This window comes from Lentzea sp. NBRC 105346 (genome assembly GCF_030269605.1).
In the GTDB taxonomy this organism is placed as follows: Bacteria; Actinomycetota; Actinomycetes; order Mycobacteriales; family Pseudonocardiaceae; genus Lentzea.
The window spans coordinates 308,406-330,668 of sequence record NZ_BSTQ01000007.1; the positions used below are offsets into that span (position 1 = coordinate 308,406).

At 69.5% G+C, this 22,263-nt stretch carries 19 protein-coding genes; 8 read left to right on the plus strand and 11 right to left on the minus strand.

What is annotated here, in order from left to right; translation table 11 throughout:
- The first annotated feature begins 26 nt into the window (after positions 1 to 26).
- Both QSK35_RS18120 and QSK35_RS18125 read left to right on the plus strand, forming a co-directional pair.
- Entirely contained in the window at positions 27 to 2,156 is a 2,130-nt protein-coding gene (locus QSK35_RS18120) for an ATP-binding protein (protein ID WP_285747552.1), read from the plus strand.
- Positions 2,153 to 4,279 (plus strand): ATP-binding protein, encoded by a 2,127-nt coding sequence (locus tag QSK35_RS18125; RefSeq protein WP_285747554.1) that lies wholly within the window; start codon positions 2,153 to 2,155, stop codon positions 4,277 to 4,279. The genes QSK35_RS18120 and QSK35_RS18125 overlap by 4 nt, the downstream gene beginning before the upstream one ends.
- Before the next feature lies 1 nt (position 4,280).
- Here QSK35_RS18125 and QSK35_RS18130 read toward each other — a convergent pair whose 3' ends face one another.
- Together QSK35_RS18130 and QSK35_RS18135 are read right to left on the minus strand one after the other, a co-directional pair.
- Positions 4,281 to 4,622: a putative periplasmic lipoprotein gene (locus QSK35_RS18130; protein ID WP_285747556.1), complete on the minus strand. Its 342-nt coding sequence runs from the start codon at positions 4,620 to 4,622 to the stop codon at positions 4,281 to 4,283.
- A complete protein-coding gene (locus QSK35_RS18135; protein WP_285747558.1) occupies positions 4,622 to 5,368 on the minus strand; it encodes a maleylpyruvate isomerase N-terminal domain-containing protein in 747 nt (248 codons plus the stop codon). The genes QSK35_RS18130 and QSK35_RS18135 overlap by 1 nt, the downstream gene beginning before the upstream one ends.
- 94 nt (positions 5,369 to 5,462) lie before the next feature.
- On the opposite strand from QSK35_RS18135, the gene QSK35_RS18140 reads away from it, so the two are divergent.
- Together QSK35_RS18140 and QSK35_RS18145 are read left to right on the plus strand one after the other, a co-directional pair.
- Positions 5,463 to 5,786, plus strand: a complete 324-nt coding sequence (locus QSK35_RS18140) for a DUF2563 family protein (protein ID WP_285747560.1) — start codon at positions 5,463 to 5,465, stop codon at positions 5,784 to 5,786.
- Positions 5,783 to 7,828 (plus strand): alpha/beta hydrolase, encoded by a 2,046-nt coding sequence (locus tag QSK35_RS18145; protein ID WP_285747563.1) that lies wholly within the window; start codon positions 5,783 to 5,785, stop codon positions 7,826 to 7,828. Before QSK35_RS18140 ends, QSK35_RS18145 begins: the two co-directional genes overlap by 4 nt.
- Here the strand turns inward: QSK35_RS18145 and QSK35_RS18150 are convergent.
- Positions 7,825 to 8,196, minus strand: coding sequence for a sterol carrier family protein (locus QSK35_RS18150; RefSeq protein ID WP_285747565.1), 372 nt, complete (start codon positions 8,194 to 8,196; stop codon positions 7,825 to 7,827). The genes QSK35_RS18145 and QSK35_RS18150 overlap by 4 nt on opposite strands.
- Positions 8,197 to 8,217: 21 nt before the next feature.
- Here QSK35_RS18150 and QSK35_RS18155 point away from each other — a divergent pair, with 21 nt between their 5' ends.
- Complete coding sequence (locus QSK35_RS18155; RefSeq protein ID WP_285747567.1) at positions 8,218 to 8,601, plus strand: hypothetical protein; 384 nt, start codon at positions 8,218 to 8,220, stop codon at positions 8,599 to 8,601.
- On the opposite strand, the gene QSK35_RS18160 is transcribed toward QSK35_RS18155, so the two are convergent.
- The 5 genes from QSK35_RS18160 to QSK35_RS18180 form a co-directional block, all read right to left on the minus strand.
- Positions 8,596 to 10,236: a glycosyl hydrolase family 28-related protein gene (locus QSK35_RS18160; RefSeq protein WP_285747569.1), complete on the minus strand. Its 1,641-nt coding sequence runs from the start codon at positions 10,234 to 10,236 to the stop codon at positions 8,596 to 8,598. The two genes, QSK35_RS18155 and QSK35_RS18160, sit on opposite strands and share 6 nt — an antisense overlap.
- A gap of 84 nt (positions 10,237 to 10,320) precedes the next feature.
- Positions 10,321 to 11,124 carry an ESX secretion-associated protein EspG gene (locus QSK35_RS18165; protein ID WP_285747571.1) on the minus strand — a complete coding sequence of 268 codons (804 nt, stop codon included), beginning with the start codon at positions 11,122 to 11,124 and terminating at the stop codon, positions 10,321 to 10,323.
- The gene (locus QSK35_RS18170; RefSeq protein WP_285747573.1) at positions 11,121 to 12,356 is read right to left on the minus strand and encodes a PPE domain-containing protein; all 1,236 of its coding nucleotides are present in this window, start codon (positions 12,354 to 12,356) and stop codon (positions 11,121 to 11,123) included. Before QSK35_RS18170 ends, QSK35_RS18165 begins: the two co-directional genes overlap by 4 nt.
- A gap of 14 nt (positions 12,357 to 12,370) precedes the next feature.
- On the minus strand, positions 12,371 to 12,736 hold the full coding sequence (locus tag QSK35_RS18175) for a transcriptional regulator (RefSeq protein WP_285747575.1): 366 nt from the start codon (positions 12,734 to 12,736) through the stop codon (positions 12,371 to 12,373).
- A gap of 118 nt (positions 12,737 to 12,854) precedes the next feature.
- Positions 12,855 to 13,424 carry a DUF3558 domain-containing protein gene (locus tag QSK35_RS18180; RefSeq protein ID WP_285747577.1) on the minus strand — a complete coding sequence of 190 codons (570 nt, stop codon included), beginning with the start codon at positions 13,422 to 13,424 and terminating at the stop codon, positions 12,855 to 12,857.
- A gap of 150 nt (positions 13,425 to 13,574) precedes the next feature.
- Between QSK35_RS18180 and QSK35_RS18185 the strand changes: the two genes are divergently transcribed.
- From QSK35_RS18185 to QSK35_RS18195, 3 genes are all read left to right on the plus strand, one after another.
- Positions 13,575 to 16,241: a glycosyl hydrolase 2 galactose-binding domain-containing protein gene (locus tag QSK35_RS18185; protein WP_285747578.1), complete on the plus strand. Its 2,667-nt coding sequence runs from the start codon at positions 13,575 to 13,577 to the stop codon at positions 16,239 to 16,241.
- 926 nt (positions 16,242 to 17,167) lie between these two features.
- A complete protein-coding gene (locus QSK35_RS18190; protein ID WP_285747579.1) occupies positions 17,168 to 17,440 on the plus strand; it encodes a chorismate mutase in 273 nt (90 codons plus the stop codon).
- 79 nt (positions 17,441 to 17,519) lie between these two features.
- Positions 17,520 to 19,574 (plus strand): AfsR/SARP family transcriptional regulator, encoded by a 2,055-nt coding sequence (locus QSK35_RS18195; RefSeq protein WP_285747581.1) that lies wholly within the window; start codon positions 17,520 to 17,522, stop codon positions 19,572 to 19,574.
- Here QSK35_RS18195 and QSK35_RS18200 read toward each other — a convergent pair.
- The 3 genes from QSK35_RS18200 to QSK35_RS18210 are packed head-to-tail and all read right to left on the minus strand — an operon-like array spanning position 19,539 to position 22,257.
- Positions 19,539 to 20,420 carry a DMT family transporter gene (locus tag QSK35_RS18200; protein ID WP_352244101.1) on the minus strand — a complete coding sequence of 294 codons (882 nt, stop codon included), beginning with the start codon at positions 20,418 to 20,420 and terminating at the stop codon, positions 19,539 to 19,541. The genes QSK35_RS18195 and QSK35_RS18200 overlap by 36 nt on opposite strands.
- A complete protein-coding gene (locus QSK35_RS18205) occupies positions 20,417 to 21,448 on the minus strand; it encodes a M20/M25/M40 family metallo-hydrolase (RefSeq protein ID WP_285747582.1) in 1,032 nt (343 codons plus the stop codon). Before QSK35_RS18205 ends, QSK35_RS18200 begins: the two co-directional genes overlap by 4 nt.
- Positions 21,445 to 22,257, minus strand: coding sequence for a [LysW]-aminoadipate kinase (locus QSK35_RS18210; RefSeq protein WP_285747584.1), 813 nt, complete (start codon positions 22,255 to 22,257; stop codon positions 21,445 to 21,447). The genes QSK35_RS18205 and QSK35_RS18210 overlap by 4 nt, the downstream gene beginning before the upstream one ends.
- Positions 22,258 to 22,263: the final 6 nt, after the last annotated feature.

A 22,263-nucleotide genomic window follows, 5' to 3' on the forward strand; every position in this document is an offset into this window, starting at 1 on the left:
GATCGCGCCGGGACACGACCTCGGCGGTGGGCAACCTCGTTCGCCGCACCGACAGCTTCATCGGCCGCACCCGTGAGCGGAACGCGCTCACGAGACTGGTCCGCAGCCACCGGCTGGTGACCGTCACCGGGCCGCCCGGTGTCGGCAAGACGAGGCTCGCGATCGAGGTCGCCGGGGCGCTGAACCGCGTCGGCGGCGTGTGGTTCATCGACCTCACCGCCGTGCTCGACCCCACCCAGGTGGATCAGGCCGTGGCGGGTGCGATGGGTGTGGAGTCGCGGGACAGTTCCGCGCGCGAGGCGCTGGCCGGGCACCTGGCGTCGCTGCAGGCGCTGCTGGTGCTGGACAACTGCGAGCACGTGATCGACAGCTGCGCGGACCTCCTGGCGTGGCTGCTGCCGCGCTGCCCGTCGATCCGTGTGGTCACGACCAGCCGGGAGGCGCTGCGGATCGCCGGCGAGCACGTCTACACGCTCGGCCCACTCGACGATCTCGACGACGCCCTGCGGCTCTTCGCGGACCGGGCGGCGGCCGCGGACAGCGAGTTCGTGCTCACCCCGGCGGTCAGTGACCTGTGCCGCAGGCTGGACGGGCTGCCGCTGGCGATCGAGCTGGCCGCGCGGCGCGTGCAGGTGCTGCACCTGACCGGGCTCGCCGACCTGTTGCGCGAGGGCGATCCGTCCGGATCCCATCCGAGCCTGGAGGCCGCGATCAGGTGGAGCTACCAGCTGCTCGCTCCGGACGAGCAGGTCGCGTTGCGCAGGCTCTCGGTGCTCGCGGGCCGGTTCGGCGTCGAGGAGGCGGCCGCCGCATGCGATGTGGCCGACGTGGTCGAACCGCTGGTGAGCCTGACGAACAAGTCGCTCGTGGCCGTCGACGACGGGAAGTTCCGGCTGCTCGAGGCGATCCGGATGTTCGGGCAGGCGCGGCTGCGAGAACACGGCGAGACCGACACGACGTTCGCCCGGCTCGTCGACCACTTCGCGCGCGAGGTGGAGCCGCAGTCGGTCCGTGCCTACCCGGACATGGCGACGCTGCGGTCGTGGTGCGAGCGAGCGAGCACGCTCGCCGCCGTCACGGACTGGGCCACCCGCAACAACGACCCGCGTGCGGCCATGCTGACCTGGAGTCTCGCCGTGACCTGGGTGCTGATGGGGCACGTCGTGGAGACGCGGGCACTCGTGCTCTCCGGACTGAAGCGGGACGCGTCACCGCAGTACCGGGCACCGCTGCTCTCCGTCCTGGCGATCCTCGACGACTGGGCCGGGCAGCGCGACCGAGCGCGGGAAACCCTGTGGCAGGTGGCGCGGATCGAGGAGGCCCTCGGCCGGCCGGGCAGGCTGGCTCGCGCCCACTGCGGGCTCGGCGTGGCGTACGAACGGATGGACGATCTCGACCGCGCCCGGCAACACCATCTGGCGGCGCTGGCGTTGGTCCGGCAGATCGACGAACAGCCCGCCGTGGCCCACACGCTCTACCAACTCGGCCACATCGCGTACCTCCAGGGTGATCTCGACACGGCGGCGGCCGAACTGGAGGAGGCGTGCCGGATCCTCGACACGCACGAGATGACGCCGTTGCAGGTGGCCGCGCTGTGGCACGGGCTCGGTGAGGTCGAGCTGGCCCGCGGCGACATCGACACCGCGCAGCGGTATTTCGCCGAGACCATCCGCGCGGCCCCCAACGTGCCGGTCCAGCTGGTGCACGGGCTGCAGGGCCTCGCGGCCGCGGCCGTCATGAGCGGTCAGCCGGAGCGCGCGCTGAAGCTCGCCGAGGCGGCACTGGTCGTCCAGCGGGATCTCGGCACGCCGGAACGGCAGTGGCAGCGCAGCATCGACGCGACGATCGCCCATGCGAGCGCGAAGGTCAGCAGCGGCCGGATCCAGACCATCCGCACGGCGGCGCGGCGGATGTCGGTGGCGCAGATCATCGACTACGCGCTCGACGGTGTTCAGGAGGCGACCTCACCCTTGTCCCTGCGCCAGCTGGAGATCTGCCGTTCTGTCGCAAATGGACAGACGGATCGGCAGATCGCGAACGACTTCGGCGTGTCCACCCGCACGGTCAGCACGTACCTGGAACAGATCCGCGAACAGCTCGGCGTGCACTCACGGGCCGAGATCGCGGCGTGGATCGCGCAGCAGGACGCCCGGTGACCGGAAATCTCGTACCGCGGCTGGACAGCTTCGTCGGGCGCGACACCGAACGTACCCAGCTCGCCGCCTCGGTGAGCACACATCGGCTGGTGACCGTGGTCGGTCCGGTGGGCGTCGGCAAGACCCGCCTCGCGGTCGAGGTCGCCGCCAGGCTCAAGGTTCCCGACGGCGTCTGGTTCGTCGACCTCGTCGCGGTGCGCGACCCGGCACAGGTGGACCAGGCCGTGGCGTCGGCCGTGGGAACGAAGGCGCACGAGGACGGGGCGCGGGCCGCGCTCGCGGAGCACCTGCGGGACCGTGAAGTCCTGCTGCTGCTGGACAACTGCGAACACGTCATCGGCAGCTGCGCGGGTCTCGTGACGTGGCTGCTGGACCACTGCCCTGGGGTGCGGGTGCTCGCGACGAGCCGCGAGGTACTGGCGCTGCCGGAAGAACGGTGCCTCGCACTGGCGCCGCTGCCGGTGCGGTCCGACGCGGTGAAGCTGTTCGAGGATCGCGCGACCGCGGTCGACCACGAGTTCACCGTCACCGACGCCGTGGTCGAGCTGTGCCGGGACCTGGACGGCCTGCCGCTCGCGATCGAGCTGGCGGCGCGCCGGGTGCGGTACCTGCCCACCGCGGACCTGGCGACGCTGTTGCGCACCGGAGACCGCGTCTCGGACCGGCATCGCAGCCTCGACGCGGCCATCGCGTGGAGCTACGACCTGCTGTCCCCGCGCGAGCAGCTGGCCTTGCGCAGGCTGTCGGCGCTCGCGGGCCCGTTCGACGGGTCGCTGGCCACCGCGACGTGCGGCATCGGCGAGCTGCGGCACATCCTCGCCGGCCTGGCCGCCAAGTCCCTCGTGATCGTGGAGAACGACCGGTTCCGCCTGCTGGAGGCGATCCGGCTGTTCGGCCAGGAGCGCATGTGGGACCTGGGTGAGGCCGAGGAGACCTACGAACGCGTCGTCACGTGGTTCGCCGAACTGCTGGAGTCGCAACTCACCCGCTACCAGCTCGACCCCGCCGTCATCCGCGCGCTGCACGACCAACGCGACTCGCTCGCCGCCGTCGCGTCGTGGGCCGTGACGGATCGGCGCAGACCGTTGTTGCTGTGGGGCCTGACCCTCACGTGGGCTCGGCATGGTCACCTCACGGAGGGCGCGACCCTGCTGCGCGACGCGCTGGCCGAGCACCCGCCGCCCGAGTACGAGAGCCCGCTGCTGACGACGCTGGCCTCCATCGAGGAGTGGCGGCACAACACCGGTGAGGCCGTGGCGCTCGGGCTGCGGGCCGTCGAGATCGAGGAGTCACTCGGCCGGCTCGGCCGGCTGGCCCGCGCGCACGGCGGTATCGGCACGGCACTGGAGGCGGCCGATGCCCTCGACGGCGCCCGGCGGCACCAGCTGCGGGCGTTGGAACTGCTGCGCGAGTGCGACGATCCGACCGGCGTCGGCATCGTGCAGTTCAACCTGGCGTGCCTCGCACTGCGCACGGGAGATCTCGACGCCGCCGAGGAGGCGCTCGCCGAGGCCCGCGCGCTGATGACGAGCCACGGCAACACCCCGACCTTCCTCGCGGCGCTGTGGCAGGCACACGGTGAGCTCGCGGCCGCGCGCGGCACGTTCGACGTGGCAGCCGAGTACTTCGCGAAGTCGCTGCGCACCCAGCCCGATCTGCCCCGCCAGGTCGTCTACGGACTCGGCGGCCTGGCGCTGGTCGCGATCGCCGTCGGGGAGTTCGAACACGGCCTGCGCCTCGCCGAGAGCGCCAGCACCCTGCAGGGCGACCTGCCCGTGCTGCGCTACTGGCAGTGCCGGATCGACCAGGCCGTCATGGTCGCGATGGCGAACCTGCCCGCCGACCGGGCCAAGGCGGCACGCGCGGAAGGCCGGGCGATGTCGCTCACCGAGGCCGTCGGCTACGCCCTCGACGGCGTGCGCACCGACCGGTCCCCGTTGTCACCGCGGCAGCTGGAGATCTGCCGGTCCGTCGCGAAAGGACGGACAGACCGGCAGATCGCCCGTGAGCTCGGGGTGTCGGTCCGCACGACCAACGCCTACCTGGAGGAGATCCGCGCGAAGCTGGGCGTCCGCAACCGGGCGGAGCTGGCCGCGTGGATCACGCGGCACGACCGTGCCTGACTCAGGCCTTCCGGCAGCCGCTGAGATCCGTTTGGATCGTGTTGGTCTGCAGCGCGCCGATCGTGTGCTGCTTCGCCGTGCAGACGACCTCGTCGCCCGCCTTCACCTCGCCCCCGGAGATGTCCGCCGGCGACACGATCTTCCCGGTGAACTCCTTGCGGTCCAGGGCGTCCTTCGGCATGTCGCCGACGAGGTCCAGCCACACCCGCTTCTCGACCGGGAAGTTCGGGTTCGGCCGGTAGTCCTCGACCTGATCCACCTTGAGCCGCACCTCCCCCTGCCAGTCCGAGGCGCAGCCCGTGAGCGCGAGGCACGACAACAGGACCACCGCGGTCTTGCGCATCAGTGGCCCCTCCCGACCTGCAGCAGACCGAGCAGCGCGGGGTCGCCGGACACGGAGTCCAGCGTCATCCGGTTCCACAGCCAGTAGTAGATCAGCGCGGCCTCACCGGTGATCAGCGCGTCGCCCTCCTCACCGGGGGCGGCGGCGCGCACCTCGGGCATCTCACCCGCGGTCAGCGAGAAGTGCCACGCCTCGGGAACGTCGGTGGGGCGCACGATCGCGGTGCCGGAGACCGTGTTCGGCACGTCGCCGTCGATCTTCGCCGCCACGACCGTGGTCAGCACCTCGTCGATGCCGTCGGCGGCCAGGTCCGGGCCGGTGGACACGAGCTGGCGCACGGTCGCCTGCGCGTCGAACCGGCGCAGCGTCATCTCGTGCGCGATCCGCCGGTGCCACACCCACGCCAGGTCCGGCGCGGCGGGCGAGAAGGTCCACACCGGGCGGTTGCCCGGCACGGACGGCAGCAGCTCGTTGGCCTCGGTCAGCTGGACGTCCAGATATTCCAACGGAGTCAGGTCGCCCGGCGCGGGCGGCGGCCCGATCGGGTTGCGGCTGCCGGTGCGCAGGTAGGCGGTCGAGGTCTCCAGGAAGCGCGCGACGTGCAGCACGAGCTCACGCACCGTCCACCCCGGACGGGTCGGGACGTCGGCGGCGAGGTCGGCGTCACCGACGGCCTTGCGGAACATCTCGGCCTGCTCGGCGAACGCGGCCGTCCACCGTTGTGCCGTCCATCCTGTCTGCACCATGGGCGTCATCGTGCCGGAAACGACCAACGCGTGCGGGTGGAACCGGTCATGATGCTCTTGCGTCGCATGTCCAGCGGACCAGATGGGGGTGGCGATGTTCGGTGTGGAACCCGAGCTGCTGCGCAACGCGTCGAAGGAGTTCTCCAGTGGCTCGGACGCGGTGCGTGAGGCGGCCGAGATGATCTCGATGCTGCAGCTCGACGCGAGCGCGTTCGGCGAGGTCGACGCGGCGGCGGAGTTCGCGGACGCGTTGTCGAAGTTCGTCGCGACCCACTCCGACGACCTGCGCAAGGGCTCGGACTGGTTCACCGACGCGGCCGACGGCCTGATCTCCAACGCCGACACGTACCTGCGCACCGACGAGGACGGCGGCATCAGCTTCCAGAACATCTTCAACGCGCTCGGCGGTGGCAAATGAGCATCGCGGACCCCGAGGTTCTCTACGCCCGCCTCGCCGCTGGTGACGCGGGCCGCATCGCCTCCGCCGCCGACCCGATCACCGGAGCGATCAGCGCGGTCGGCCGTGCCGGCGAGTCGGTGGTCAAGGGCGCCCAGACCGCCGTCAGCAGCTGGACCGGCGACGCCGCCACGAAGTTCGGCGCGCGCGGCGAGCTGTCCGCGACCGCCGCCCGTGCCGCGGGCGAACGGCTGGGCGCGGGCGTCGACATCCTGCAGGCCGCTTCCCGTGCGTACGGCCAGATGCGCTCGGCCGCCGACAACGCGATCGACGTGTGGCGCAGCCGTCCGCCGGGCCTCGACGAGGACCAGACCCGCCAGCTCGCGACGCAGGTCAACGACTCGCTGACCAAGGTCAAGACCAGCTACGAGGGCGTGCTGCGGTCGTACGCGGGCGCCCTGGGCAAGATCACGCCGGGCTTCGGCGACACCGCGATGTCCGACTGCGGCTGGGGCCGTGCGGCCGAGCGCGGTGGTTCGCTGCCGCCCGTGCCGCCGCCGGGTACGGATCCGAAGGCCGTCGCGGACTGGTGGAAGTCCCTCACGCCCGAGCAGCAGGCGGAGCTGCAGCGCACCAAATACCAGGAGCTGGGTCAGCTCCGCGGGCTGCCCGCCAAGGTGCTCGACGAGGCGAACCGGGCGCGCATCACCGAGGACAAGGACCGCTTCGCAAAGCAGAGCGCCGACCTCAAGAACCAGATCGCGGAGCGCGCGAAGGAACTCGGCGTCGACCCGAACACCGAGGACGGCCGCAACAAGCTGATGAACGACCCGAAGGGGTCGGAGCTCATCGCGCAGCAGGCCGAGGCCCAGCGTCGCGCCACGAACGCCGCGAACGCCGCGCACGAGGTCGAGAACGCCGACAAGCTGGCGAAGAATCCCGCGGGCAAGCAGGCGTTCATCCTGTACTACAGCCCGGACGGTCCAGGTGCCAAGGAAGGCGCGATGGCCGTCGCGTACGGCAACCCGGACGACGCGAAGAACCTGGCCGTGTGCGTGCCGGGCACGACATCGCGACTGGGCGAGAGCGGTTTCGCGCAGAACCAGGCGGCCGAGCTGAGTGGTGCGATGGGCGCCGAGGGCGTCGCGATCCAGTGGCTGGGCTACGACGCGCCGGAGTTCTCCCTGGGCCAGGTCAACGACCCGGCACAGGCCAAGGAAGGCGCGGCGATCCTGGCGCAGGACGTGAACGGCTACAAGGCGGCGAACACGAAGGACGCGCACGTCACGGTCATCGGCCACAGCTACGGCAGCACGGTCGTCGGCTACGCCGCCAAGGACCACGGGCTGGCCGCCGACGACATCGCGTTCGTCGGCTCGCCGGGCGTCGGAGCGTCCAGTGTGGACCAGCTGTCGGCGGGCCGCGGCCACGTGTACGTGGGTGCGACCGAACACGACCCGGTCGTGCAGGGCACGAGCGGCGACTGGTTCACCGAGGACGGCTCCTCGACCGGTCCGTACGACTCGAAGTTCGGCGCCAAGACGTTCGGCACCCCCGACGGCACGGGCATCGGCGGTGCGCACTCGCAGTACTACGCCCACGGCTCGGAGTCGCTGGACAACCTGGCGAAGATCGCGACCGGTCACGGCGACCAGGTCACGTCGCAGCGTTGGCAGGACAGCCCGACGCCACGGGACGTGGTGCCGGGTTCGGACCTGCCGATCGCCGGTCCGGTGATCGACTGGGGCACCAACACCGTCAAGGAGGTCGCCGACATCGGCGAGGACGTGTGGCACGGTGGCGGCCAGGTCGTCGACGACGTGTCGCACGGCGACTTCGGTGCCGCGGCGGGCCACGCGTGGGACACGACCAAGGAGGTCGCGAGCGACGTCGGTGACTGGGCCGTCGACACCGTCGGCAACGTCGGCGAGCTGGGCCGCGACGTCTACGAGGGCGGCAAGGCCGTCGTCGAGGGCGGCGTCGAGGTCGTCAAGGACGCCGGCGGTGCGATCGCGGACGGCGCGAAGTCCGTCTACGACAACACGATCGGGTCCTGGTTCTAGAAACGCACCACCGGCAGCAGGGCGGAGATGTCCGCCCTGGTGCCGGACGCACTGATCTTGTCCTGCGCGTCCGTCCACTTCAGACGGCCGGTGGCAAGTTCGAGCCACGTGCGGGCGTCCGTCTCGACGACGTTCGGCGGCGTGCCTCGCGTGTGCCGCGGTCCCTCGACGCACTGCACGGCCGCGAACGGCGGCACGCGCACCTCGACGCTGCGGCCGGGCGCGATCTGTTCGAGGGTGCGCAGGCTCAGCCGCACCGCAGTCGCCAGTGTCTTGCGCTCGGGCTGTTCGGCCTCGCCGTCGAGCCACGGCAGCACGGCCTCGAGGGCGGCGCGCAGCTCGTTCGGGTCGACCGGTTTGGGGGGCACGTGACCAGGTATACCAGTTCAGTGATCAACAATTCCGCCTTGGTCGGACCGGGCGCCGAGACGAGACAGCGGCTGGGAGCGCTGCTCGCCGCGGCGCCCTCGGCGTCGGTCTACCGGATCGGCCGGGGCGCCGACCCGCTGCCCGTGGCCGCCTCGTTCGACCCGTCCGACCAGCCGGGGTCGCGCAGCCTGCTGGACTGGTTCGAGCGGCTCGTCCTCGACCCTGAGCCCCGTTCGGCCGTGCTGGTGGTCGACGACTGGGCGTTGTGCCACGACCTGGATCCCGGCATCGACCGCGCGGTGCAGTGGGTCGCCGCACTCGGGCCGCGCCGGGGTGTCCAGGTCGTCGTCACCGCGCGCACTCTGGCGGAGATCCCACCGTTCGTGCGGCGCCTGTTGTCATGACCAGCGACGCAGCCTCTTCTGTGCGTCGTAGAGGTTGCGCGGCGTCACGTCCGTGACGCCGTAGGACTCCAGCCGCGAGTTGAGCGGCCCGGTGAAGTCCGGCTTGTCGATCTGACCGAAGTCCCTGACCTCCGAGATCGCGACCGTGGCGCTGCACGGCGCCACCTGGTCGATCCGGACGTTGCCCGCGCGCTGGTTGGTGACGTTGATGTTCCAGTGCGTGAACCTGGCCCCGTACAACGGTCCCGCGTTGGCACTGCCGCCGTGCGCGCCGACGTTGTTGATCGTGATCTCGGTGCGGACGTTGCCGAACGGCATGCCGCGGTGCGTGTCGAACACGTAGTTCTGCATGGTGCCGCGCGTCCAGACGTTGCCGCACGACAGGCCTTCCACGTTCAGCCCGTGGTTGCCCACGCCCGGCTGCGACGGTTCGGACAGCGCCTCGATCGTGAACGTGTCGAACAGGTTGTCGTGCGACTGCTCGCGGGTCGCGTACGGGTGGTGGCTGCCGCGGCCGGCCACCCTGGTGTTGTGCAGCGTGATTCCCTTTGACGACACCAGAAGGAAGCCGTTGTCGACGTCGCGGACCGTCACGTCGTCGGCCCAGCAGTCCCAGGCGCACTGGAACGCGAGGCCGTTGTATCCCTTGTCCAGCAGGTGTTTGCCCTGCGGCACCTTGGTCGGCTGGATGGTGATGCCTTCGACGCCGGCGCCGGTGATCACCGGCCCCATCGTGGTGAGGCGCGGCTTCCAGTTGTCCCGCAGCTCGATCGGCAACGGCTGGGTGAGCTTGACCTTGTCGCCGCGCACCCACTGGATCCGCACCGGCCACAGGAACGGGAAGTAGCTGAGCAGCTTGTCCTTGTCGTCCCACTTGTAGGTGGCGGCGCCGGGGATGTCGCCGGCGATGTGGATCGGCAGGCTGAGCTTGTCGTCGTCCACGCGCAGCAGCACCCGCTGACCGGCCTTGAGCTTGCGGCCGTCCTTCACCGTCAGCAGGAACGAGCCTCGCGGTGCCGCGCTCGTTTCGGTGATGGTCTCGCCGAGCTCCAGCTCGTTGCCCGTCCAGCCCTCGAACGGCCACTTGTGCGCCTTGATCGCGTCGACGAGCGGCTGCCAGCGGTCGCGGTGACAGACCCAGACCAGGCCGCCCGACCAGCTCCACGCCGAGTTGTCCGAGCCGTAGCGGCTGCGGTTGATGCCGACGATCTCCTCGAGCGACCTGGTGGCGAAGAGGGTCGTCTTGCCGCTGCCCGCGCCCCTGAGGGTGACGTTGTCGTACCCGATGCGCACGATGTCGTCGATCCGGTACTTACCTGCCGGCACGTAGACCGTGCCGCCACCGCACCGCCCGACGTGCTCGATCGCTTTGTTGATCGCCTTCGAGGCGTCCTCGGAGCCGTCGCGTTTCGCGCCGTACAGCAGCACGTTCGCGCGCACGGGCCGACGCGGGAAGCGCTCGCCGGCGCGGTATCCGGCGAACGCCACGTTCGGGATCTGCGGGTGGTTGTACGGGTTCTTGACGAACTCGTCCCACAACGTCGCGGGTGCTGCCTCGGCGGCGCTGGCGAACGCCGACGAACCAAGCAGCGCGGCTCCCGTTCCCAGCAGGAACCGCCGTCTCTGGATGCTCATTTCGCCGTCTCCAAGGGGCTTGGCCACGGCGGCGGTGCACAGATCAAACCAGACGTGCGCCCACTTCGGTACAGCTCGAAGGTTTCAGATCCCGGCGGAGCGCACAGCCTCGGCCAGGAGCTCGTCGACCTGGTGCATCAGCCGACGGGAGTCGGTCGGGGAGAACGTGCTCCACGCGTCGGTGCCGTTGGACGCCCGCCGCTGCTGCAGGTAGCGCCCTTCCTCGGTGTCGAAGAACGCGACCACGCGGTCCGGCCGCCACCGCTTGCCGTAGCGATCACGGGCGGCGGCGCCGAAGTTCCCGGTGTGCACGAGGCCGGTGAACATCTTGACCATGGCCTTGGCGTCGTCGTCCCGCAGCCCGATGCCGCGGAACGACGCTTCCATGCTCTTGGGCGAGCCGTCGGAGTTCGCGATGGCCTTCTCGAGGTCGATGCTGGGCATCGTCACCGAGAGGCCGGTGCCGGCCGGGTGCGCGGGCAGGCTCGAGAGCACGGCCGAAGCCAGCCCACTACCCGCGCACGGCTTGAACGCCAGCTGGTCGCCGGTCTTGGTGACCATCGCGCCGTAGTCGCCGTTGCCGACGGCCAGCACGCGGACGCTCTTGCCGATCCAGAAGCGGGCGTCGACCTCGCGTTCGGGGCGGATGAACATCCGCAGCAGGCCGTCGAGCTCAGGAGCCAGCGCGCGGGGGTTGCCGAGCCCGCGACTGTCCAGTCCCTGCCAGACGCGGTTCTCGAACGCGATGCGCTCGTCCCGCGTCTTTCCCGGCGAAGGGACCTTGATGATCACGGGCATCGGCTCGCCGAGCCGTTCCCAGACGACGTCGAACTCCTCAGCGGAGAGGGTGATCGGCTCCCTCTCCGCTGGGCCGCCGAAGTAACTCACGCCTCCGGAGCTCCACCGATCACGGGCGGTGCCACGAGCCGCTCGTCGCCGAACACGTCGTCGGTCTCGACCAGGTAGTCGGCGGTCTTGTGCTCGATGTCGTCCTCGCCCTGGCCCTGACCCCGACCGGCGCCACCGGCACCAGCGGCGCCCGCGGTACCGCCCTTGCCGGCCGCACCGGCTCCAGCCGCACCGCGGTTGGCGTGCATGTCGTCGGCCATGCCGGCCATCGGCATGCCCTTGCCGGCCGCGGAGTTACCGCTGCCGAGCGCACCGGACATCGAACCGAACGCCTTGCCACCGGCCAGGCCCTTGCCGGCACCGCCGCCGGGACCACCGAGCTTGCCGCCGCCGGGCCCGCCCGTGGGCTGACCGGGCCGCGTGAACACCGGCGGAATGCCGGGGGTCGGCTTCTGGGTGGTGGTGTGGGTGTCGTGCGTGGGCAGCGTCGGCGGAATGCTCGTCGTCGGCTTGTTCTGCGTCGGGTCGGCCCACGACGTGTGCGTCGACGTGTCCTGCGACACGACCGGCGGCTGGCTCGTCGTCGGACCGGACGGCGGCGGCGTCCACGACGGGGTCGTGGTGGTGTTGTGGCCGGTGGTGCTCGGCGGCTGCTGACCCGTGTAGCCGACGTTCGCGTTCGGGTTCGTCGTGCCGGCCGGCGGAGGCGTGTCGATGACGACCTGCGGCGGCTCCTTGAACTCACCGAGGGTCTCGCGGTTCGACGTGCTGGAGGAGTCGTAGTCCTCCATGACCTTGACCGCCTGCGCCTGCGCGTTGTCCTGTGCGGCTTCCTGCGCCTCGTGGTCGCGCTGCTGCTTGATGACGTCGGCCGCACCGAACGGGCCGGTCATCACGCCCTTGGCGATGTCCCAGCCGTCCGGGGCCTCGGTCGTTACCGGGACGGGCGCCGGCATCTTCTTGCGGGCGTCCGCGATGTAGTCGGCCTGCAGCTGCGCGGACAGCTTCATGACGTCCGAGCCCTGCTGCGCGTCACCGGCCCACTGGGCCAGCGGCGACAGCGCGTTCTGGGTCGCGTCGGCCGTGCTGCCCTCCCAGCCCGCGCCGATCTTGCCCAGTGCGGCGTGCAGGTCGGAGTCGATCCGAGCCAGCGACTCGGACATCCGCTTCCACTGGTCCTCGAGCGGATGCGAGGTCGCGACGCCGGGACCGCCGTTGATCATCGTGTGCAGCTCTTCGTGTGAGTAGCCGCGCCAGCGGTGGTCAGACATTCCTCAATCCCCCCTCAGCTGTGGTGCTTGCCCCAGAGGGCGGCGTTGTCACCCTCGGTCATCCGGTACTGGTTCTCGATCCCCTTGAGCTGCTCGATGACCCCTTCGAGCTGCAGCCGGTAGCCGTCCAGCGCCTTCAGGGCGTTGTCCGTGGTGTCCTGGTTGAACCGCTGGGCAGTCTCACTGCTCACCGGGTCCTCGGCCCACGGCTGCCGGACGAAAAGGTCCGGATTGTTCTTGAGCTCGGTGTTCAGCTGGTCCAGCGCGTGCTCGAACGCCGCCCTGGCCTGCGGGATCGCTGATGGATCGACCTTCAGCTTCTGCTGACCGCTGTAGTCCGGCAGCGTCTGGCCGGAGCCCCCACCATCCGCGAGAAACACGGCACACCCTCCTCAGTGCAGCGCGAACGCCTGCGTGTGCATTTGGGACGACTCTATCTCTGATGTATGACGCGAGTGGATGGTTCCCCCGGAATATGAGCAGTTCTACTCGGTTCAGCTACCGGCTGAGCAAGGTCGCCATCACGGCTTCCGCGAAAGGCGTGACCTTCTGACACAGCACATCGCCCTTCCCGGACGAGATCGTCGAGTAGCTGACCATCAGCATCTGCCCATCCGCGACGTCGATCGCCAGCGCACAGTTGTGGTCGTCAGCCCGCTTGTACGCGGGGAAGCCACCGACCTGCGCAGGTGAGACGCCGTTGCCGGAGCTGTACTTCTCGACACCCTCCCCGGTCACCGCGGTGTAGTCGGGAATGAGGTTGTCGTCGGTGTTCGCAGCACACCGCTTCGCGTCCTTGAGGAAGCTGGACGGCCGCGACTCTTCCACCTTCTTGAGACCGAACTGCTGGCGCTGGGCGTCAGTGAGCAGCGAGCAGATATCGGACTGCACCGGCTTGAGGTCGATCTTCTTCGGCCGCGACACCGCTGCCTTCGAGCTGGTCGGCGCCTTGGTCTGCGAGCCCGAGGTAGCGGAGGTCTGATCACCCGCGCTCGGCGTTCCAGTCGTCGGTTCCGAGCATCCGGTCACGGTCACAGCCAGCGCGAACAAGAGCGCAACACGACGCATGCAGGCCAACGTAGCGGATCAGCGGGTACGGAGTGTGGCGAACGGTGTGGCCCGCGTCACCCAGAAGGCGCATTGCCGCACCTTCATTAAACAGGAAACCTTCTTTACGATCCCCGGAAGCGCCGCCGCCCCGATGCGTCGAGGAGCGACATGCTGCCCAAAGGGAGAACACTCCGACGACCGATTCCCCTGCTGGTCGTGGCGGCGATGGGTCTGGCAGTGCTCGTGCCGGACGCCGCCGCCAACGCGGGACCTGTCCCAGGCACCGGCAAGCCGCTGAACGTCGCGGCGAACCCTGGCAAGACCTCCACCGTTCCCGACTGGCGGCTGCAGAGCAGCGCGAAGGCCACGCAGGGCGGTGACGTGATCTCCGGTCCGTCCTACTCGGACGCCGGCTGGCTGACCGTGCCCGCGCGGAGCACCGTGCTGGCCGGCCTGATCGCCAACAACAAGTACGGCGACGTCAACTACTCGAACAACCTGAGCAAGGTCAACAAGGGCGACTTCAGCGTCCCCTGGTGGTACCGCAAGGTCTTCCAGGCCGATCCGCAGCCGGGCGTGAGCACGTTCCTCAAGCTCAACGGCGGCGTGATCTCCCGCGGTGAGATCTGGATCAACGGCAAGAAGGTCGCCGGCACCGACACGGTGATCGGCGCCTACCCGACGTACGAGTTCAACGTCACGGGTCTGCTGAAGAAGGGTGACAACGCGATCGCCATCAAGGCGTCGCCGTCCGACCCGACCAAGGACCTGGTGATCCACTTCATCGACTGGTCACAGCTGCCGCCCGACCGCAACCAGGGCCTGTTCCGCGACGTCGACCTGGTCACCAGCGGCGCGGTGTCCCTGCGCGGCCTGCACGTTCTCACCGACCTGCCGCTGCCGAGCCTGAACAGCGCCACGGTCACGGTGAAGGTCGACGCGCGCAACAACACCGGCGGCACGGTCACCACGACCGTCGCCGGCAGCGCGGCGGGCCAGAACTACAGCCAGAACGTCACGCTGAACGCCAACGAGACCAAGACGCTCACGTTCACGCTGAACGTGAGCAACCCGCAGATCTGGTGGCCGTTCCAGATGGGCGCATCGCCGCTTTACGAGGCGACCGCCACGGCGACGGTGAACGGCGCGAAGTCCGACGAGCAGAAGGAGACCTTCGGCATCCGCGAGGTCACCTCGAAGATGATCAGCGGCAACCGGCAGTACCAGATCAACGGCAAGCCGTTCCTGGTGCGCGGTGGCGGCTGGGCGTCGGATCTCTTCCTGCGCACCAACGTGCAGAAGATCGCCGACGAGTTGATGCTCACGAAGTCCATGGGGCTCAACACGATCCGTCTCGAGGGCAAGCCCGAGAACGACGAGATCTACGACATGGCCGACCGCATGGGCATCATGATCATGACCGGCTGGGAGTGCTGCTCGAAGTGGCAGAACACCGGCGGGTTCTCGGCCGAGGACAAGAAGGTCGCGGGCGCGTCCGCCGAGGGCGAGGCCAAGCGGATCCGCAACCACCCCAGCGTCTTCACGTTCCTCATCGGCAGCGACGAGGCTCCGGTCGCCGCGGTCGAGACGATCTATCTCGACGCGTTGAAGCGCGCCGACTGGCAGACGCCGGTCGTCACGGCGGCCGCGCGACGCAGCTCGCCGCAACTCGGTGCGTCGGGCATGAAGATGGACGGCCCGTATTGGTGGGAGCCGCCGGTTTACTGGTACAACAACCAGAAGGGCGGCTCGGCGGGCTTCGCGTCGGAGATCGGCCCCGGCCCGGCCATCCCGGAGATGGACGAGCTGAAGAAGTTCCTCAGCCAGGGCGAGATCGACAAGCTGACGGACTACAACGCCAAGCAGTACCACCTGTCCCCGTCGAGCACGTTCAGCAAGTTCGGCATCTGGGGCACGGCTCTCGACAACCGCTACGGCAAGCCGGCGAACGTCAACGACTTCGTCAAGAAGGCGCAGCTGCAGCAGTACGAAACGAACCGCGCGCAGTTCGAGGCGTTCGGCCGGGACTTCTCCGACACGGGCGGCAACCAGGCGCAGGGCGTCATCTACTGGATGCAGAACGACCCGTGGCCCAAGCTCTACTGGCACCTCTACAACTACAACCTCGCGACCGCGGGGTCGTACTTCGGTGCCAAGACGGCGAACAAGGCGCTGCACGTGCAGTACTCCTACGACGACAAGTCGCTGGCCGTCGTCAACATGGGCCTGCAGGACGTCGATGGTCTCAGCGTCCAGGTGACCGTCTTCAACTCCGACGGCACGCAGAAGGCCGACGAGACGCGCAACGTCACGGCCAAGGCCAACGGTTCCGTGCGGGTGGGCAACCTGCCGCAGCCGGCGGGTCTGTCCGGCGCGTACTTCGCGCGTCTGCTGCTGAAGGACTCCAGCGGCAAGGTGATCGACCGCAACGTCTACTGGCTGTCCACCAAGGCCGACACGCTGAACTACGGCGGCGGCGACTGGTGGTACACGCCGCAGTCCGCCTACGCCGACCTGAAGGGCCTGAGCAGCCTGAAGGCCGGTCAGGTCTCGGTGTCCAGCGCGACCACCCCCGGCACCGGCGAGGGCAGGCTGGCCACGCACGTGACGGTCAAGAACACCGGCACGAGCGTCGCCTTCTTCCTGCGTGCCTCGGTGCGCAAGGGCTCCGGTGGCGCCGAGGTGCTGCCGGTCGACTGGTCGGACAACTACATCACGCTGTTCCCCGGCGAGACTCAGATCATCCGAGCTGAGTACCGCCAGTCCGACCTTGGTGGCGCGCAGCCAGTCGTCGAGGTCTCCGGGCACAACGTGTCGAAGCGGTCCGCGAGCTAGCCGATTCACGAGGGTGCCCGCCGAGTGCGACAAACCGCACTCGGCGGGCACCCTTTGGGCATCGGGGGAACAGCGACCAACGAACAACGCAACCACGCACGGGACGGTTGGTGTGGGCCGGAATTGTCGGAGGCTGGCGCTACGGTCGGCTGGGGGTGTGTCGGCACGCGGCGGTTGTGAGCTGCCCCCGTATCCAGGCTAGCGAGGGGGGCCGACAGTTCCGGGCCAGCGGTTCTGGGGACGGGAGCGTACGACTCGGGGGTCGGGAACGTACGACTCGCGCGGTTGATGGGCCGTCCGGGCGATGCGCGGAGCGCGAGCCGATTTGGGCACCTGCGGGTCCGGCGACCGAGCCGAAGGCCACCACCACGCACGAGACCGGCAGCCAACCAAGCAACCACGCACGGCACCGGCAGCCAACCAAGCAACCACGCACGGCACCGGCAGCCAAACGAGCAACCACGCACGAGACCGGCAGCCAAAGAGGCGACCACGCACCCAGAGTGGGGCGCGTCTGGTGGGCACGTACGAAACGCGATTGGGGCTTGACTTGGGGTGCGGCGTGGTAGCCCTTGTCGGGCCGGCAGATCTTGCATCTGCCGGCGGAGCCGGCCCACCACGCCGCGAGGGGCCCCAAGTCAAGCCCCAATCGCACGCGCGAAGCGCGTCCCGGAAGACGCAGCGCCCCACGACACCGACAGCCAACAAAAGAACAACCACGCACGAAACCGGCAGCCAAGCGACCACGCACGCAACCGGCAGCCAAACGAGCAACCACGCAACCGGCAGCCAAACGAGCAACCACGCAAGCGGCAGCCAAACGAGCAACCACGGAACCGGCACCCGAGCAAAGACCAACCACGTGGAGGCGCGGTGGAGTCTCGCCGGAAGAGCACCGTGAGACTGTCACCTCCTAGCTTGATTCCATGGAGATTCTGCGCCCGTTCCGGGAACGTATCGAGGTTCTGGACGGCCGGCTCGCCGAACTCATCGCCGACCGGCTGAAGGTGTGTTCCGAGGTCGCGAGAGTAAAGAAAGCCGAAGGAATCCCAATGATGCAGCCGGACCGCGTAGCCGCCGTGCGAGCCGCCTACGCCGAGCGCGGCCGCGCCCTGGGCGTGTCGCCTGACTTCATGTCCGAGCTGGCCAGACTGCTGATCGACGAGGCCTGCCGGCTCGAGGACGAGATCATCGGCTAGACCTTCGAGGTGCGCTCAAGTTTCGTTCCACCTCCCGCTGCGAGAGTTCGGTCGACACTCCGACAGCCGGGGGGCGGGTATGGATACCGAGGTTTTCTTCCGCATTCTTGGGCCACTTCAGGTGACCATAGGCGGGAAAGTGGTACAGCTCGCCAAGAATCGGCAGCTGACGGTTCTCGCGTTGTTGCTGACCGAGGCGAACAAGGTCGTGTCGGTGGGCCGGATCATCGACGCCGTCTGGGGGGACGCGCCGCCGGTCACCGCGGACAAGCAGATCCAGACGTGTGTGTGGCGGCTGCGCAGCGCGTTCGAGCGGGCCGGTGGGACCGGGCTGATCGAGACCGCGCGCGGCGGGTACCTGTTGCGGCTGCCCGAAGGGTGCCTGGACGCGCAGGTGTTCGAGAAGTCGATGCTGCGCGGGCGGGAGCGGGCTGAGGACGGTGACCTTGGCGGGGCTGTTGAGGAGTATCGGGCGGCGCTGAACCTTTTCCAAGGCAGGCCGCTTGCCGAACTCGAGAGTCCAGCGATCGAGGCCGTTGCGGCGTACTGGGCAGAGCGCAGACTCTCAGTGCTCGAGGAGTGCCTCGACATCGAGCTTGCCATGGGACGTCACCGCGAGCTCGTCAGCGAGCTGCGGCTGCTGGTGGACGAGCACCCGCTCAGGGAACAGCTCCGCGGCCGGCTGATGACCGCGCTCTACCTGTCCGACCGCCGGGCCGACGCGCTCGCCGTGTACCGGGCGGGACGGGCGACGCTCGTCAGCAACCTCGGGCTCGACCCGTGTGCACGGTTGCAGGACCTGCACCGGCGGATCATCGCCGGGCAACCGATCTCTTCGCCGCAGCCACAGCGCGCGCGGTACGCCACGAAGATCCCGGCTCAACTTCCATCCGACGTCGGCGACTTCACCGGGCGCGCCGAGCACCTCGAGTGGCTCGATCACGAGCTGCGCAAGGGATCCCCGACCATCGCGCTCATCGGGCGCGGCGGGGTGGGCAAGTCGGCGCTCGCCGTGCACGCCGCGCACCGGGCGCGGGAGCGGTTCCCGGACGGGCAGTTGCACGCGGACCTGAAGGACCGGCGGCCGCAGGACGTGCTGCACGGGTTCCTGTCCGCGCTCGGGACGCCTGAGCGCAGCATTCCCGCGGACCTGGCCAACCAGGCCACGTTGTTCCGCAGCATCACCGCGGGCAAGCGGTTGCTGGTCGTGCTGGACGACGCGGCCAGCGGCGCGCAGATCGAACCGTTGCTGCCCGGAGGCAGCGACAGCGCGGTGATCGTGACGTCGCAGTCCGGGCTCGTCGAGACGCCGGGGCTGGCCGTGCGGCAGATCGGTGGGCTGGAGTCGTCGGACGGCGTGCAGTTGCTGGCGCGGCTCATCGGCAACGAGCGGGTTGCGCGGGAGCCGGAGAACGCGCGCGTGATCGTCGAGCTGTGCGGGCACCTGCCGCTCGCGATCCGGGCCGCCGGCGCGCGGCTGCACACCAGGCCGACCGCGCGGCTCGACCGGTTCGCCGAGCAGCTGAGCGACGAGACGCGGCGCATCGCCGAGCTCACCTACGGCTCGCTCGACACCGGCGCTCGCCTGTCCGCCGCCGCGGACCGGCTCACCCTGCAGGAACGCGAGCTGTGGCTGAAGCTCAGCATCCCGGACCTGCCGCAGATCTCGGCGTGGGTGGCGGCCGTGGTCGCGGGCGGTTCGGAGGACGAGGCGCAGCGGTTGCTGGACAAGCTCGTCGACCACCAGCTGCTCGACGTCGTCACGGAGAACCAGCTGGGCGGCACGCACTACGAGTTCCACCCGCTCACCCGGCTGCGGGCCCGGCAGCTCGCTGATGTGGAGCTCGACCACGAGGAGCTGGCGAGCGCGCTGGACCGGCTCGTGGACGTGTTCTCGTGGCTGGAGAACCAGGCCCGGCATCCCGCGCAGGCGATGAGCGCGCCGGACGCGATCGTGCAGATCGGTCCCGGCCTGCTGCGCGACGTCACGCAGCGCGCCGAGCTGTGGCTGGCGCAGGAACGGTCGAACCTGCCGTGGCTGCACAAGCTCGCCATCGCCCGGCCGCACCGGCCGCCGCTGGCCGCGTTCGCGACGCCGCTACCCGTCCCGCGTCCTGGCCATCACGTCGCCTAGCTGGGAGATCACCAACCCCAGCAGGACGATCGCGCTGCCGGTCAGCGTCCACGCGGTCACGTGCTCACCGAGCAGCGCGACACCGCCGACGACGCTGACCACCGGGTACAGGTTCAGCAGGAGCCCGGCCCGCGTACTGCCGACGACCGCGACCCCGTGGTTCCACAGCAGCATGCCGATCAGGTGCGGGCCCAGGCCGTAGAGGAACAGCACGATCCACGCCGTTGTGGACAGGTGCTGCGTGAACACCGCGCGAACCGAGAACAGCAGCAGCGGGAACGTCCCGATCCACAACGTCACCGCGCTCACCCGAAGCGCCCCGTACCGGTGCACGAGCGGCCCGACGGCGACCGAGTACACGCCCCACATGAAGGCGCCCAGCAACACCAGGGACGCGCCGAGCAGCATCGACGAGTCGAACGCGACACCGCCGCCCACGCTCAACGTCACGACACCCAGGAAAGCCACCACGAACCCCAGCAGCAACGGCCGGGTCAACCGTTCCCGCAGGAACACGACGCCGAGCAGCGCGATCCACAGTGGCTCGGTGGCGAGCAGCACGCCGGCCAGACCGGCCTGGACGTGCTGAATGCCGTACGTCATCGGGATGTTGTAGCCGACGATCCCGACCAGCCCGCACGCGATCATTCTGCGGGACAAGGGAATCGGCCGGATCCACGGCAGCAGCGGCGCGAAGCACACCGACGCGAACGCCAGGCGGATCGCGATCACGCCCAGTGGGTCCGCGGACAGCACGAGGTACCGGGTGGCGACCGGCGCCAGGCCCCAGAGGACCATCGCGACGGAGATCGCGAGGAACGCTGGGGCCTGGCGCTGGTGGTCTATGAAGCGAGCGTAACGGCGAGCCGCTCCAGGGCGTCGGTCAACACGTCGATGGCTCGCCCGTACTCGGTGAGGTCGATGTGCTCGCGGTCGGTGTGGTCGAGCGACGAGTCACCCGGCCCGTACACCGCCATCGGCACCTGCCACGCGGGCTCGACGATGTTGAGGTCCGCGGTACCGGTCTTCAGCTTGAGCCGCGGGCGTTCCCCGCGGGCGCGAATGGCCGCGTTCAACGCCTGGACCGCGGCCCCTGCCGTGTCCACACGGACCGCGGGCGTGCGGTCCGTGATGTCCAGCAGGTCATCACCAGCCGCAGAGACCACGAACGATTCGAACGCCGGCAGGTCGAACCCCGGCGGCGTGCGCACCGACAGGGTGATCGAGGCGGCCTCGATGTCGCCGGTCATCTCGACGAGTGTCGGGATAGGACGGTCGAACGCCTTCTCGGAGTCCGAGGCACAGTAGGAGACCACCTTGTTCCAGAACGCCACGGCCGCCTCGGAGGCCTTCTCCTCGGGGCTCGCGGTGTGCACGGACGGCCGGCTGACGTCGAGCCGCATCATGACGCGGCCCTTGTAGCCGATGCCGACGCCGGCCCACCCATTGGGCTCGCCGACGTAGCCCGCAGCCGGGCGGAACGTCTCGGCGAGGTGCGTGGCGCCCTTGCCGAACGTCTCCTCCTCGACCACCCCGGCGACGACGACCTGCACGCCTTCCAGCCGCGCCGACGCCGCGGCACAGATGAACGTGGCCAGCGGCCCCTTGGCGTCGACCGTGCCGCGCCCGTACAGCAGCGTGCCCTCCTGGCGGATCGGCACCTGGCTCGGCACGGTGTCCATGTGCCCGACCAGCATGATCATCGGGGCGTCGGCAGGACCGCGGCGCGCGATCACGTTGCCGACCTCGTCGACATAACTCTCGTCGAACCCCAGGTCTGGCAGCACCTCGGCGAGGTAGGCGGCCAGCGCCGACTCCTCCCCCGACGGCGACGGGATGTCGACCATCCGCCGCAGCAGCTCTTCGGCGTTCATTGAACGTCCCCCTCGACGAACGTCGTTCCGGCACCGGCCCGCGCGGCGTGCACGGGCGAGTCCGAGCGGCCGTCCGCGAGGACGACGTGCGGCACTCCCGCCCGATGCGCGTCACCCGCGCTGCGCAGCTTCACCTTCATGCGGCCGCCCGCCACGTCCAGGTACTCCTCGAACCGGCCGGACGGCAGCCGGGTGACCAGGCTCGACGGATCCGCGGCGTCCAGCAGCAGGCCCGGCACGTTGGACAGGATGATCAACCAGTCCGCGCCCAGCGACATCGCGAGCTCGGCGGCGAACCGGTCCGCGTCCACGTTCAACGGCCCCACAGCGGGATCCAACGCCGGCGGAGACACCACGGGCACGAACCCGGCGTCCAGCAACGTCCGAACCAACGTGGGATCCACGGAGACGATCCGGCCGGCGAGGTCATCGCGGACGACACGTTCCTCGCCGTCGACCACGACCCGCGCGGGCGGGTTGCGCCGTGCCGTGACCAGGCCACCGTCTATTCCGGACAGTCCGACCGCGCGCACCCCCATGCCCAGCAGCGACACCGTCAGCGGCGGCTTGACGCGACCGAGCATTCCCAAAGTGAGAACGTCCAACGCGAGCGAATCCGTATAACGGCTGCGACGCCCCTTCGTTGAGGTGAGATAGCGAGGCGGACGACCCAGCTCGAGCGCGAGCTTGTCGGACTCCGCACCACCGCCGTGCACGACGACGACGGACGCGCCGGAGAGCACCAGGTCCCGGATGTCGGCACACGCACGGGACATGTCGTCGCCGAGCGAACCACCGACCTTGATCACGTACGT

Coding starts and splice junctions, on each gene's coding strand:
- QSK35_RS18130 (WP_285747556.1), bottom strand. CDS start 4,622: ATGCGCAAGACCGCGGTGGTCCTGTTGTCGTGCCTCGCGCTCACGGGC.
- QSK35_RS18195 (WP_285747581.1), top strand. CDS start 17,520: ATGGATACCGAGGTTTTCTTCCGCATTCTTGGGCCACTTCAGGTGACC.
- QSK35_RS18185 (WP_285747578.1), top strand. CDS start 13,575: ATGCTGCCCAAAGGGAGAACACTCCGACGACCGATTCCCCTGCTGGTC.
- QSK35_RS18170 (WP_285747573.1), bottom strand. CDS start 12,356: ATGTCTGACCACCGCTGGCGCGGCTACTCACACGAAGAGCTGCACACG.
- QSK35_RS18205 (WP_285747582.1), bottom strand. CDS start 21,448: ATGAACGCCGAAGAGCTGCTGCGGCGGATGGTCGACATCCCGTCGCCG.
- QSK35_RS18145 (WP_285747563.1), top strand. CDS start 5,783: ATGAGCATCGCGGACCCCGAGGTTCTCTACGCCCGCCTCGCCGCTGGT.
- QSK35_RS18190 (WP_285747579.1), top strand. CDS start 17,168: ATGGAGATTCTGCGCCCGTTCCGGGAACGTATCGAGGTTCTGGACGGC.
- QSK35_RS18160 (WP_285747569.1), bottom strand. CDS start 10,236: ATGAGCATCCAGAGACGGCGGTTCCTGCTGGGAACGGGAGCCGCGCTG.
- QSK35_RS18180 (WP_285747577.1), bottom strand. CDS start 13,424: ATGCGTCGTGTTGCGCTCTTGTTCGCGCTGGCTGTGACCGTGACCGGA.
- QSK35_RS18140 (WP_285747560.1), top strand. CDS start 5,463: ATGTTCGGTGTGGAACCCGAGCTGCTGCGCAACGCGTCGAAGGAGTTC.
- QSK35_RS18135 (WP_285747558.1), bottom strand. CDS start 5,368: ATGGTGCAGACAGGATGGACGGCACAACGGTGGACGGCCGCGTTCGCC.